At 69.5% G+C, this 13,562-nt stretch carries 6 protein-coding genes; 4 read left to right on the plus strand and 2 right to left on the minus strand.

Features of this window, described 5'->3' with window-relative positions; all coding sequences use genetic code 11:
• Positions 1–234: 234 nt before the first annotated feature.
• Positions 235–1,260 carry a transposase gene (locus FXF52_RS37965; protein ID WP_222870904.1) on the minus strand — a complete coding sequence of 342 codons (1,026 nt, stop codon included), beginning with the start codon at positions 1,258–1,260 and terminating at the stop codon, positions 235–237.
• 35 nt (positions 1,261–1,295) lie between these two features.
• Positions 1,296–1,865 (minus strand): transposase, encoded by a 570-nt coding sequence (locus FXF52_RS37970; protein WP_255472801.1) that lies wholly within the window; start codon positions 1,863–1,865, stop codon positions 1,296–1,298.
• On the opposite strand from FXF52_RS37970, the gene FXF52_RS37975 reads away from it, so the two are divergent.
• The 4 genes from FXF52_RS37975 (at position 1,858) to FXF52_RS37995 (ending at position 13,534) form a co-directional block, all read left to right on the plus strand.
• Positions 1,858–2,241 (plus strand): group II intron maturase-specific domain-containing protein, encoded by a 384-nt coding sequence (locus FXF52_RS37975; RefSeq protein ID WP_255472802.1) that lies wholly within the window; start codon positions 1,858–1,860, stop codon positions 2,239–2,241. The genes FXF52_RS37970 and FXF52_RS37975 overlap by 8 nt on opposite strands.
• An 821-nt stretch (positions 2,242–3,062) precedes the next feature.
• A complete protein-coding gene (locus FXF52_RS37985) occupies positions 3,063–5,936 on the plus strand; it encodes an AAA family ATPase (protein WP_187413956.1) in 2,874 nt (957 codons plus the stop codon).
• Positions 5,937–6,262: 326 nt separating this feature from the next.
• Positions 6,263–10,327: a carboxypeptidase regulatory-like domain-containing protein gene (locus tag FXF52_RS37990; RefSeq protein ID WP_187413957.1), complete on the plus strand. Its 4,065-nt coding sequence runs from the start codon at positions 6,263–6,265 to the stop codon at positions 10,325–10,327.
• A gap of 195 nt (positions 10,328–10,522) precedes the next feature.
• On the plus strand, positions 10,523–13,534 hold the full coding sequence (locus FXF52_RS37995; RefSeq protein WP_187413958.1) for a carboxypeptidase regulatory-like domain-containing protein: 3,012 nt from the start codon (positions 10,523–10,525) through the stop codon (positions 13,532–13,534).
• Positions 13,535–13,562: the final 28 nt, after the last annotated feature.

The following is a 13,562-nucleotide window of genomic DNA, read 5'->3' on the forward strand; positions in this document are numbered from 1 at the left end:
GCGAGGGCTGGGTGATCTCTTCGCTTGCGAGATTCCATGGTGCTGCGAGGTCTGCGGCCGCCACTGCTGCGAGCAGGACGGCGGAGCGTCTCTGACTAGCTTTGTGATCCTGAGTCGGATTGGGTTTCCGGGATCGTTTCCCACCGTGGTGGGGAGGCGTGGGCATGCAGGTGGAATCCTGCGCCAGTGCTGCTCCTCGTGGCCGGTGGCCGGTGGTGGGTGTGCTGATCGTTTTCACGCTCTGGTGCCGTGGGCGGCGCGGGGCAGCCTGGTCCGGTCCGTTGGTGCGTGTCCCTCCGGACGCTTGCCCGCCTGGCTGTGGGGCCGGGTGGGGGAGGGTGCCCTGCGTCGCTTGGGCGCGGGGCGTGAGGTGTTGGGCCGGGTGGGGCCGGTCTTCGACCGGTCTCTCCGGCTGGTCCTGGTGATGACCGCCGAGGCTTCGAGCGTGTCGACCACGGCGCGGATCATCATCTGTCCGCTGGTCTTGTCGGTGATGGTCGTGGTTTGGTGGGTGAGGCCGCGGGCGGCGATGCGGCGCCAGGCGCCGTTGTCGCGGTCGCCCTGCCAGCGGCAGGACGGGTTGGGGCAGATGGCCCACTTCCAGCCGGCCACGGTCGGCTGGTCGGGGGCTTTGCGATGCCGCAGCGGGGTCAGACAGTGCGGGCGGTGCTTGGAGGTGTTGCGGGCGGGGACGGTGACCACGGCGACACCCGCCTCGGCGGCGAGGTGCCGCATCCGGTCGCTGATCTGCCCGCGTACCTGCTGGGACAGGCGGGTGTTCAGGGTGGCGCCCATGCCCCGGGCTTCCATCGACCGCAGGTCTTCCACATAGATGACGGTCGCGGCGGCGGCGATGGCCTGGTCCACGGCCCACCGTGCGGCAGCCCAGGCGAGCGCCTGGTTGAGGTTCGCACGGCGCTCGGACACGTGCCGGATCTCGTCGCGCAGCACCTCGTGCTTCGCCTGCAGGTGCTCGTCCGGGCGGCCGTCGATCAGCCGCTGGTAGTGGTCGGCCTTGGCGCGCAGCCGCTCACTGTGACGGCGCAGGCGGTGCTGTTTGGCCAGGACGCCGGCGGCCCGGAACTGGCCACCAGACCCCAACCCGGTGATCCGGCCGTCGGCTTCCCGTCGCAGGGCCCCCGCGCACAGGAGGGTGTTCAGGCCCCAGTCCACGCCGAGCGCCACCATATGGCCGGTGCGCTGAGCCTTCGGCACCGCGTGGGTGTATGCGACGTCGGCGCGTACCTGCCGGCCGGTCACGCGCAGGGTGGGTAGACACCCCATGGGTCTTGTTGTCAAGCAGCGGCTTGTTGATCTTGTTGTTGGTGGTGCGCCCAGGCGGTGTGTTCGTCGTAGGGTGTGCCGGTCTTGAGGCAGCCGTGCAGGATCCCGACGAGGCGGTTGCCGAGTTGGCGCAGCGCGGCGCGGTGGCCGGTGCCGCGGGCGCGGAGTTGGTCGTAGTAGACGCGGGCGCCGGGTGAGCCGCTGAGGGCGGCGAAGGCTTGCAGGCCGAGGGCGTCGACAAGGCGGTCATTGTGCACGTAGCGGGCTTGGACGAACTTCTTCTTACCGGATTGGCGCGTGATCGGACTGGTGCCGGCATAGTTTTTGCGGGCCCGGGCGTCGGCGTAGCGGGTTTTGTCGTCGCCGAACTCGGCAAGCACCCGGGCGCCGAGCGCCACCCCCAAGCCGGGTTGGCTCAGGTAGATCTCAGCGTCCGGGTGCTGGCCAAAATGAGCCTTCACCTGTTCTTCCATGGTGGTGATCTCAGCGTTGAGGACGGTCAGGATGGCCACCTGTGCCCGGACGGTGGCCGCATAGGCGCCGGCCACGATCGGTGGCTGGCCCAGGTGCTGGGTGCGCAACGCGGCCTGGATCGCGGCGGCCTTGGTGGGCACGTTACGGCGGCGGGCCTGGCGTAGCGCCGCGCTGATCTGGGTGATGGTCAGCCGAGCAGCCGCGGGGATCGTGCACGGCTGGGCCAACTACTTCAAGCACGCCGTGGCCAAACACACCTTCCACACGCTGGAGCGCTTTCTCTGGCACCGCGTGATCGTGTGGCTGAAAACCCGGCATCGCTGGACGTGGAAAGACGTCCGCCGACGGCTACTGGGCGCCCACGGGACCTGGCAGCCGATCTCCGCGGACGGCATCGTGTTGATCAACCTGGCGCGGACACCGAGGATCACTCGCTACCGCTACCGGGGTGACACGATCCCAACACCCTGGGCAAACATCTAGAACCACCAAACCCGACGGCAGACGCCGTGGAGAGCCGTATGCGGGGCCAACTCGCACGTACGGTTCGGCGAGCGGCATGAGGAAACGGACCTGGGGCAACCTCGGCACCGCGCCTCATGCCGACTCGACAGCATGGGCGGCATCATCGCGCGATGACCAACGGCGATGGGTCAGGAAGACACGCGGGGCGTGAGTAGGCCAAGACTGAGGCTGCAGGTCGAAGGGCTTCCGACCAGCGCGGACACAATATTCGGCAGCCACAGGGTCGTGCTGTCGGTGTTGATCAGCCGCAGCCGCACGGGCACCCCGGCCTCGACGGGCTCCGTTTCGGTGCGGGCAGCGGCATGCCGGCCAGCGTGTGCACGGGCACCGTGACGTCGACGCCGGTCACCAGTGCCGGGCGGGCATCTCCCCGGCCGATCTGCTGCATGTGCGGCCCGCCCGTCCGCCATTCTGAGCGCGACCGCCCGGTTGAGTTCCACGACCGGCGACGGCGCGACCTGGGCGAGCGCCTCGTAGAGCGCCGAGATGCGTACCCAGTCGGTTCCCTCCGGCGGCCTGTTCTCGGCCGCGTGGCGATGCTGCCTGTGTACGCGTCCTCTGCAGGCATCAGCCAGGTTCCACACCGATCATCACAAATACGAGTAGTTGCCGCTACTGGCCGCGATCTTGGGCGTTCCGGCTGATTGACAATGAGGCAGAGACATAGAGAATCATCGGCGTATAGGTGACCTAGACCGAGGGGCCCTGTGATGTCGGGTTCAGCCGGTATGCGCGGCGACGGCGCCGCGCGGTTACCCCGGTTGGCCTCGCCAGCCTTTGTGGGTCGTGCCAGGGAGCTGACCGCGCTGGCACAGGCGATGGCGCAGTCACCGGCCCTGGTACTGATCGAGGGAGAGGCCGGGATCGGCAAGAGCCGTCTGGTGCTGGAATTTCTGGCGTCTCCGGCGATGCGGGCGCGGCGCGTTCTGGTCGCGGTCTGTCCGCCGTTCCGCGAACCGGACACGCTCGGCCCGCTGTTGGATGCGATACGGCAGGCTACCGAAACGGTTACGGGTCTTGGGCTGAGCGCGCTGGCCGGGACGCTGCGCCCATTCTTCCCCGAGTGGGCAGCGGACCTGCCGCCGCCGCCGGAACCGCTCGATGACCCGCGCGCGGCGCGGCACCGGTTGTTCCGCGCGTTGGTGGAGCTGCTGGACCGGCTACGCATCGCGGTGCTGGTTGTGGAGGACGCGCACTGGGCGGACGAGGCCACCGTGGAGTTCCTCCTGTTCCTCGTCACGCGTCCGGTTGTCGGGTCCAGCTCCCGTCCAGGGCTGCTCGTTACGTACCGGCCGGAGGATCTGCCCGCGGATACGCCGGTGGTGCGGCTGTCCTCGCGGCGGCCGGCCGGGACCACCCAGCTGCGTATTCCGCTGGGTGGCCTCGACGTGGCCCAGACCGGCCGGCTGATGTCCTCGATGGTGGCGGGCGAGGCCATCTCCGCCGAGTTCGTGGAGTTCCTGCATCGGCACACTGCCGGGATCCCGCTCGCGATCGAGGAGGTGCTGCGCCTACTGCACGACCGCGCGGATCTGACCTACCGTGGCGAGGGCTGGGCGCGGCGCCGGCTGGATCGGATCGATATACCGGCCACGGTCCGCGACGCTGTGCTCGAACGGGCCGCGCGGCTCGGCCTCCCGGCCCAGGCGGTGTTGCGCGCCGCGGCCGTGCTCGCCGACCCGTCGGATTGGGCGATGCTCGCCGCGGTCAGCGGTCTGGCCTCCGGCGACGCGGACCAAGGCCTGTCCGAGGCCATCCAGACCGGTCTGCTGCAGCAGGATTCGCGCGGGTTGTTCTCGGTGCGGTACCCGCTGGCGGCTCGGGCGGTGTACGACACGATTCCGCCGGCCGAGCGGCGTGTGCTGCACCGCCGTGCGGCCGAGCTTCTCCAACACCGTACGCCCGCACCGCTGGCCCGCCTTGCCCGCCACTTCCGGGAGGCCGGCGAAGTCGCCTCGTGGCTTCGGTATGCCGAGCTGGCCGTGGAAGTGGCGCTCGGGTCGGCCGACGAGGCCGCGGCGGCGGCCCTGCTGTACCAGCTGCTGGAGAGCCCGGATCTGCCGGTGGGTGACGTGGCCCGTCTGGTGGACAAGGTGCCGTTCGTCACGTTCACCGGTCCGGCTCGCCTGGACATCTTGGTGCGGGCGCTGCGCCGGGCCATGGACTGCGCTTCGCTGCCCGTCCGCGAGCGCAATCTGGCACGGCTGCACCTCGCCCGGCTGCTGTCGATGGGGGGTGAGATCGCCGCGGCCCACGACGAGGCGGAACGGTCAGTTGCGGAGTTGCCGCCTGGGTCGCTGGAGGCGGTGCGGGCGATGGTTCTCCTGGGCTGGCCAGAGTTGTTCGCCGGGACCATGGCCGCGAACCTGGATTGGTTGCGGCGCTCGGCTGCCGCGCGCGAGTCCGGGTGGTCCCCGGCGGACCGGCTCAACCTCGTCGTCGGCCGGGCGAGTGCGCTGCTCAGAATGGGCGAGGAGTCGGGGTGGGTTGAAGCGGTCACGATTCCGCGGGACGTTCCTGATGCGACGACACGTCAGCATGTGACCCGGGGGCACCTGAACTTCGGAGATTCCGCCATGTGCTGGGGCCGCTACGGCCAGGCCCGCCACCACCTGGCCGTCGCCCTCGCCCTCGCCGAGCAGCACGACCTGATGGCGGTACGGGACGTGGTGCTCGCCACCCAGGTGCACCTGGACTGGTTCGTTGGCGAGTGGGCCGACCTGGCCGACCGGGCGGACGCCGTGGCTGGTGGCGATGACCCCTCACCTATCATCTGGGCGGAGGCGAAACTGGTCGCCGGCATGGTCCGCGCGGCAACGGGCGCAAGCGTGCCTGATCTCACCGCGGTGCTCGACGTGGCCCGGCGGTACAGCCTGGCCGAGCTCTACATGGAGACCGCCGCCGCGATCGCCACGTCACGGCTGGCCGATGGTGATGTCGATGCCGCACTGTCCGTCACCGAGGAACCGGTACGGATCGTCGCGGCCAGGGGAATCTGGCTATGGGGTGTCCCCGTGGTGCCGGTACGAGTCGACGCGCTGGTCGCGGCCGAACGGTTGGACGCGGCGGCGGACCTGGTCGGGGACTTCGCACGAGGCATGCGCGGGCGGGACATCCCGGCGGCGCGGGCGGCGCGGGTCCAGGCCCGCGCCGCGGTCGCCGAGGCTCGCGGCGATCGGTGGCGCGCGGCAGCCCTCTACCGGCGTGCCGCCGGCATCTGGCGGTCACTGCCGCGACCGTACGCCGCCCTGCGCGCGGCGGAGCTGAGCGCGGCGAACAACACCACCGACGGCGGACAGGCGGACCTGGCCGATGTGCTGGAAGGGTTCGCTGCGTTGGGTGCCAGTCGCGACGCCGACCGGGTACGGCGCCAGCTGCGCGATCTCGGTGTGTCCGCGCCCCGGCGCGCGCGCGGCCGGCCCAGCTACGGAGATCGGCTGTCGCCGCGGGAGTTGGACGTGGTGCGGCTGCTGCTCGCTGGCAGGACCAACCGGCAGATCGCCGAGGATCTCGTGCTTTCCGTGCAGACCGTGGCAGGCCATCTCAAGTCGGCCATGCGGAAGCTGCGCGTCTCGTCCCGTACCGGGGTGGCGGTACGGGTCGTGGAGCTGGGACTGCTGTCCGAGGATGCCGCAACCGCTGCCGACAATTAAATCAGTACGTCGAGATATTTAAACGCCTCATCCGACCAGTCGCGCGTACCACCGGCACGGGCTGAGACTGCGGCAATGGAAGAACGCGAGCGGACCCCAGCGGCACAAGAGCCTATGCCGGACGGCCCCCCGCCAAACGCGGTGGAGCCTGCACCCGCGGATCCGCGGCCATCTCCGGACGCGTCACCCGGGACCGACCCGGACGACGAGTACGGACCCCTGTAGCCCGAACCCCCAGGCGGTCTGAGGCACCCCTTGGCCCGCCCCGGCAAGGAGGCAATGTCCATATGCGACCTGTACGACGAAGAATGCTACGAGCGGGACCGGTGGCGGTCCTGGCCGCGCTGGCGCTGCTCGTCGGCGGCCTGCCAGCTGCGGCGAAGCCCGCTGACGAGGTGCCCGCCGCACCCGCCGCCAAGCCGACCGCCAAGGCGGAGGTGCGCCAGGCTGTCAAGCACGACCGTTCCCCGAAGCTGCGTGACATCTCCGGGAAGCGTGCCGGTTCCGAGCGCGGCAGCGCCAAGGCGAGCGTGCGGCCGGCTCGTTCGTTGGAGCGTGCAGCCGTGAACCCGTCTGCGAAGGAGGGCAGCGACCAGGTCCAGCGTGGTTTCACCGCCAGTCAGGTGCCCGAGTTCACGGCCACCTTCGAAGGCGTCGGCAACGTGGCTGGAGTACTGCCGCCGGACACCAACGGTGACGTCGGGCCGAACCACTACGTCCAGATGGTGAACCTGCATTACGCCGTGTACGACAAGAGCGGCACCAAGCTGCTCGGGCCGCTGCCGACCAACTCACTGTGGGCCGGTTTCGGCGGACCGTGCGAGACCCGCAACATGGGTGACCCGGTGGTCCTCTACGACGAGGCCGCCGACCGGTGGATGGTCACCCAGTTCGCCGTGCCTGGCGGGTCCGTCGGCATGCACCAGTGCATGGCGATCTCGCAGACCGGTGATCCGACTGGCGCGTTCTACCGGTACGACTTCCTGTACCACCAGACCCGGATGAACGACTACCCCAAGTACGGGATCTGGCCGGACGCCTACTACATGACCGCCAACGAGTTCACTCCGAGCTTCGTCGGCGCTGGCGCGGTGGCGTTCGAGCGGGAGAAGATGCTCACCGGCCAGGCGGCCCGGATGGTCTACTTCCACCTCGGTACGGAGTTCGGCGGCCTGCTGCCGTCCGACGCGGAGGGTCAGGCACCCCCGCCCGGGGCGCCGAACCCGTTCGTCATGTTCGACGACGACGCGTCGGGCATCTCGCCGACCGACCGGTTGCTGATGTGGGACTTCCACGTCGACTGGGCCAACCCGGCGAACTCGACCTTCGGCAACAACCTGGCGCCGAGCCGGTTCCTGGAGACCGCGCCGTTCGACTCCAACATGTGCAACTACGCCCGCACCTGCATACCGCAGCAGGGCACCACGCAGCGGTTGGACGCGATCTCCGACCGGATGATGTACCGGGCGGCATACCGCAACTTCGGCGACCACGCCTCGATCGTGCTGAACCACACGGTCGACGTCGGCGGCGACCATGCGGGCGTGCGGTGGTACGAACTGCGCAGCACCACTCCCATCGACTGGGCGATCCACCAGCAGGGCACCTACGCGCCCGACGCCGAGCACCGGTGGATGGGCAGTGCGGCCATCGACGTCACCGGCAACATCGCCATCGGCTACTCGGCCTCGAGCAGCACCTCGTACCCCTCGATCCGGGTGGCCGGCCGGCTGGCCGGTGACCCGCTCGGGGAGCTGGGACAGAGCGAACGGACCCTCATCGCCGGGACCGGCGCCCAGACCCACGCGGCGGCCCGGTGGGGTGACTACAGCTCGATGTCGGTGGACCCGACCGACGGCTGCACCTTCTGGTTCACCTCCGAGTACCTGTCACAGACCAGTGCCGCTGGTTGGCAGACCCGCGTCGGTGCGATGAAGTTCCCCAACTGCACGGCCGGCCCGCGGGGTGAGGTGAGCGGCAAGGTCACCAAGGCCGACGGCACGGGGATCGCCGGCGCGACCGTCCGGGTCGGCGGTAGCGGCACGGTGACCGACGATCAGGGCGGCTACAAGTTGACCCTGTCGGCGGGTCAGCACGAGCTGACGGCGTCGGCGTACGGGTACGCGTCGAAGACCGCGACGGTGACCGTGCCCGACGGTGGCGCGGTGACGACGAACTTCACGTTGGACACGGTGCCGATGCGCAAGGTCTCCGGGGTGGTCAAGGACGGCTCCGGGCACGGCTGGCCGCTGTATGCGCGCATCGACGTGGCGGGCAAGCCGGGTGGCCCGATTTTCACCGACCCGGTGACCGGCGCGTACAGCGCCGACCTTCCCGAGGGCGAGCACGACCTGGCGGTCAGGGCGATGTACCCGTCCTACCAGCGAGCCGCCGCACACGTCACCGTGGGTGACAGCAACCAGGTGAAGGACGTCAACCTCGCGGTCGCGACCAGTTGCACCGCTGCCGGATACACCTCCGGTGTCAACGGGGCCTGCAACCCGGTCTCGGGTGGTCTGGTGGTCGGACAGGTGGTGGACGCCAACACCGGCACCGCGCTCAACCGGGCGACGGTGACCAGCGCGGACAGGCCGGCGGAGAAGGCGGAGAGCGGGCCGACCCCGGACGACGCCGGCCTCGGCGACGGGTTCTACTGGATGTTCTCCACCCTGACCGGGAGCCACCCGTTCACCGGGGCGAGCGGCAAGTACGAATCGGCAACGTCCACAGTGGACGTGACGGCTGACCAGGCCACCCGGGCTGACTTCACGCTGAAGGCCGGCCAGCTGACCATCACTTCCCCGACGGTCAAGAGCACCCAGGACGTGGGCCAGAGCAGGACGGTGCAGACGACGATCCGCAACGACGGCACCGCACCGGCAACGGTGGAGCTGTCCGAGCGGCGCGGTGGCTTCGAGATCCTCGGCCCGCGCGGTGCGCGACTGCAGAACCTCCGCGTCAAGGGAGGCGGCCTGTCGCGTGCCTGGCGGGGCGACAACAAGCCCGGTCAGGTCGAGGAGCCGTCCCCGTCCGCACCGCCGTGGACCATCACGGCCAACTACCCGATCGCGATCATGGACAACGCTATGGCCGCGTTCGACGGAAAGGTGTACTCGGTGGGCGGGACGGACGCCGCCGCCAATGTCGTCAACAGCTACGTGTACGACCCGGCCACGAACGTGTGGACCCGGATCGCCAACCTTCCGGCGGCCTTGGAGAAGCCGGCGGCGGCGTTCGTCGACGGCAGGCTGTACGTCTTCGGCGGCTGGGACCCGGTGGGCAACACCTCGCCCAAGGTCTACGTCTACGATCCGAACACCAACGCGTGGGAGACCCGGGCCAGCACCAACCCGGCCCCGACTGCCGCGGCCGGTATCGGGGTGGTCGACGGCCAGATCTACCTGGTCGGCGGCTGCGCGAACGGACCGTGCGACCTGGCCCATGGGGCCGTCGTCCGGTACAACCCAGGGGCGGACACCTTCACCACGGTTGCCGCGTACCCCGAGGCGGTGGTGTGGCAGAGCTGCGGCGGCATCGACGACACGCTCTACTGCGCCGGCGGCTCCGTCGGGCAGACGGACCTGAAGAGCACCTACGCCTACGACCCGGGCTCGAACACCTGGACTCGGAAGGCCGACCTGCCGGTCGACCTCTGGGGCGCGGCCTCGGACACAGCCAACGGCCTGCTGCTGCTGTCCACCGGTGTCATCAACGGCTCCACCACGGTCACCAACCAGGGCTGGGCGTACGACCCGGCGGCCGACTCGTGGTCGGCGCTGCCCAACGCCAACCACGCCCGCTACCGGGCGGGTGGAGCATGCGGGTTCGTCAAGGTCGGTGGCACGACCGGCGGGTTCACCCCGACAGTCGACAGCGAACAGCTGCCCGGCTTCGACCAGTGCGACACCGTGGCCGACGTGCCCTGGCTGTCCGCGTCGCCGGCCTCGGCCACGCTGCAGCCCGAGCAGAGCATCACGGTGAACGTGACGCTCGACGCCACCTCGGCGGACGTGCAGCAGCCCGGTGACTACACCGCCCAGCTCGCCATCAAGGCGGACACCCCGTACGCCGTAGCACCGATCAACGTGACGATGACCGTGCAGCCGCCCAAGGACTGGGGCAAGGCGACGGGTGTCGTCACCGGCGTCGACTGCAAGGGCAACAGCACCGCGCTGCGCGGGGCGACCGTCCGGATCAACGGTAAGAAGGGCTGGACCTACACCCTGAAGACCGATGCGGATGGCCGGTACGCCATCTGGGCTCCGAAGGACAATCCGGTCACGATCAACGCGGTTCGGGATGGCTGGGAGCCGCAGTTCAGGCTGGTGAACCTCAAGGCGGGCGAGACGATAGCCACCGACTTCGCCCTCCGCCCCGACACCGCTTGCTGAGCGGAGTCTGACCCACCGGGCCCGCGCCGATCGACCGGCGCGAGCCCGGCCCCCACCCGGGACCGACCCGGACGACGAGTACGGACCCCTGTAGCCCGAACCCCCAGGCGGTCTGAGGCACCCCTTGGCCCGCCCCGGCAAGGAGGCAATGTCCATATGCGACCTGTACGACGAAGAATGCTACGAGCGGGACCGGTGGCGGTCCTGGCCGCGCTGGCGCTGCTCGTCGGCGGCCTGCCAGCTGCGGCGAAGCCCGCTGACGAGGTGCCCGCCGCACCCGCCGCCAAGCCGACCGCCAAGGCGGAGGTGCGCCAGGCTGTCAAGCACGACCGTTCCCCGAAGCTGCGTGACATCTCCGGGAAGCGTGCCGGTTCCGAGCGCGGCAGCGCCAAGGCGAGCGTGCGGCCGGCTCGTTCGTTGGAGCGTGCAGCCGTGAACCCGTCTGCGAAGGAGGGCAGCGACCAGGTCCAGCGTGGTTTCACCGCCAGTCGGGTGCCCGAGTTCACGGCCACCTTCGAAGGCGTCGGCAACGTGGCTGGAGTACTGCCGCCGGACACCAACGGTGACGTCGGGCCGAACCACTACGTCCAGATGGTGAACCTGCATTACGCCGTGTACGACAAGAGCGGCACCAAGCTGCTCGGGCCGCTGCCGACCAACTCTCTGTGGGCCGGTTTCGGCGGACCGTGCGAGACCCGCACTGCCCCCTACCACAACAGCGGCCCGGTGGTCCTCTACGACGAGGCCGCCGACCGGTGGATGCTCACCCAGTTCTCCCTGCCTGGCGGGTCGATCGGCATGCACCAGTGCATCGCGATCTCGCAGACCGGCGATCCGACCGGCGCCTTCTACCGGTATGACTTCCTGTACCACCAGACCCGACAGAACGACTCCGCGAAGCTCGGGATCTGGCCGGACGCCTACTACATGTCCGCCAACGAGTTCACTCCCAACGTCATTGGTGGCGTGGGCGCTGGAGCGGTGGCGTTCGAGCGGGAGAAGATGCTCGCCGGCCAGCCGGCCCGGATGGTCTACTTCCACCTCGACCCGGAGTTCGCCGGCATGCTGCCGTCCGACGTGGAGGGCCAGGCACCCCCACCCGGGGCGCCGAACCCGTTCATCAAGTTCAACGACGACGCGTCGGGCATCTTGCCGACAGACCGGTTGCTGATGTGGGACTTCCACGTCGACTGGGCCGACCCGGCCGAGTCCACGTTCGGCAACGACCTGGCGCCGAGCCGGTCCATGGAGACCGCGCCGTTCGACTCGAACTTGTGCTTCTACAGCCGTGGCTGCATCCCGCAACAGGGGACGACGGCAAGACTGGACGCGGTCGCCGACCGGTTGATGTACCGGGCGGCGTACCGCAATTTCGGCGACCACGCCTCGATCGTGCTCAACCACGCGGTCGACGTCGGCGGCGACCATGCGGGCGTGCGGTGGTACGAACTGCGCAGCACCACCCCCACCGACTGGGCGATCCACCAACAGGGCACCTACGCCCCGGACGCCGAGAACCGGTGGATGGCCAGCGCGGCCATGGACGTCTCCGGCAACATCGCCATGGGCTACTCGGCATCGAGCAGCACGTCATACCCCTCGATCCGGGTGGCCGGCCGGCTGGCCGGTGACCCGCTCGGCCAGCTGGGGCAGAGCGAACGGACCCTGATCGCCGGGACCGGCGCCCAAACCCACAATCCGGGCCTGTGGGGTGGCTACAGCTCGATGTCGGTGGACCCGACCGATGGCTGCACCTTCTGGTTCACCTCCGAGTACCTGGCCCAGACCAGCGACGCTGGCTGGCAGACCCGCATCGGCGCGATGAAGTTCCCCAACTGCACGGCCGGCCCGTGGGGTGGGGTGACCGGCAAGGTCACCAAGGCCGGTGGCGTAGCGATCGCCGGTGCGACGGTACGCGTCGGCGGCGGCGGTAGCGGCACCATCACCGACGACCAGGGCGGGTACAAGCTGACCCTTCCAGCCGGCCAGCACGAGGTGACCGCTTCGGCATACGGCTACGCGTCGAAGACCGCGACGGTGACCGTGCCCGACGGCGGCGCGGTGACGGCGAACTTCACCCTCGACGCCGTGCCGAGCCGCAAGGTCTCCGGCGTGGTCAAGGACGGCTCCGGGCACGGCTGGCCGCTCTACGCGCGCATCGACGTGGCCGGCAAGCCAGGCGGCCCGGTCTTCACCGACCCGGCCACCGGCGCGTACAGCGTCGACCTGCCACAGGGCGAGCACGGCCTGACGGTCAAGGCAATGTACCGGTCCTACCAGCAAGCCACAACACAGGTCACGGTCGGTGACAGCAACCAGGTGCGGAACTTCGACCTGGCGGTCGAGACCACCTGCAACGCCGCCGGATACAAGTCCAGCTACAGCGAACCGGTCCTCTCCGAGCAGTTCGAGTCCGGGGACACGCCGGCCGGCTGGAGCGTGGTGAACACCACCCCCAACGGCGGCTGGGTCTTCACCGACCCCCGCAACCACGGCAACCTCACCGGCGGCACCGGCAAGTACGCCATCGCGGACACCGACTACAACGGTCCCGGCAAGCTCATGGACACCGCGCTGATCACCCCGGCGATCGACCTGTCCGCCGTACCGGCACCGCTGCTGCGGTTCAACAGCGACTACCGGCACTTTTCGTTCAACGGGTTCGCCGAGGTCGACGTCAGCGTTGACGGCGGTACGACCTGGACGAACGTGGCGCACTGGACCAGCACCCGACCCTTTCAGAGGCTGGAGGAGATCTCGGTGCCGCAGGCGGCCGGGAAATCCAACGTGCGGATCCGGTTCCGCTACCAGGCCACCCCCTGGGGGCTTTGGTGGGAGCTGGACAACGTGTCCATCGTCAACCGGCCCTGCAACCCGATCCCGGGTGGTCTGGTCGTCGGCCGAGTGCTGGACGGCAACACCGGCACCGGGCTCAACCGTGCGACAGTGACCAGCGTGGACCAGCCGGCGGAGAAGGCGGAGACCGGGCCGACCCCGGACGACGCCAACCTCGGCGACGGCTTCTACTGGATGTTCTCCACCCTGACCGGGAACCACCCGTTCACCGGGGCGAGAAGAAAGTACCAATCGGCCACGTCCACGGTGGATGTAGCGGCTGACCGGGCCACCCGGGCGGACTTCACGCTCAAGGCGGGCCGGCTGACCCTCACCCCCCCCTCGGTGGAGAGCAGCCCGACGCCGGGCTAGTCCAAGACGGTGGCGATCACCGCCCGCA

It is taken from the genome of Micromonospora sp. MP36 (genome assembly GCF_008119785.1).
In the GTDB taxonomy this organism is placed as follows: Bacteria; Actinomycetota; Actinomycetes; order Mycobacteriales; family Micromonosporaceae; genus Micromonospora.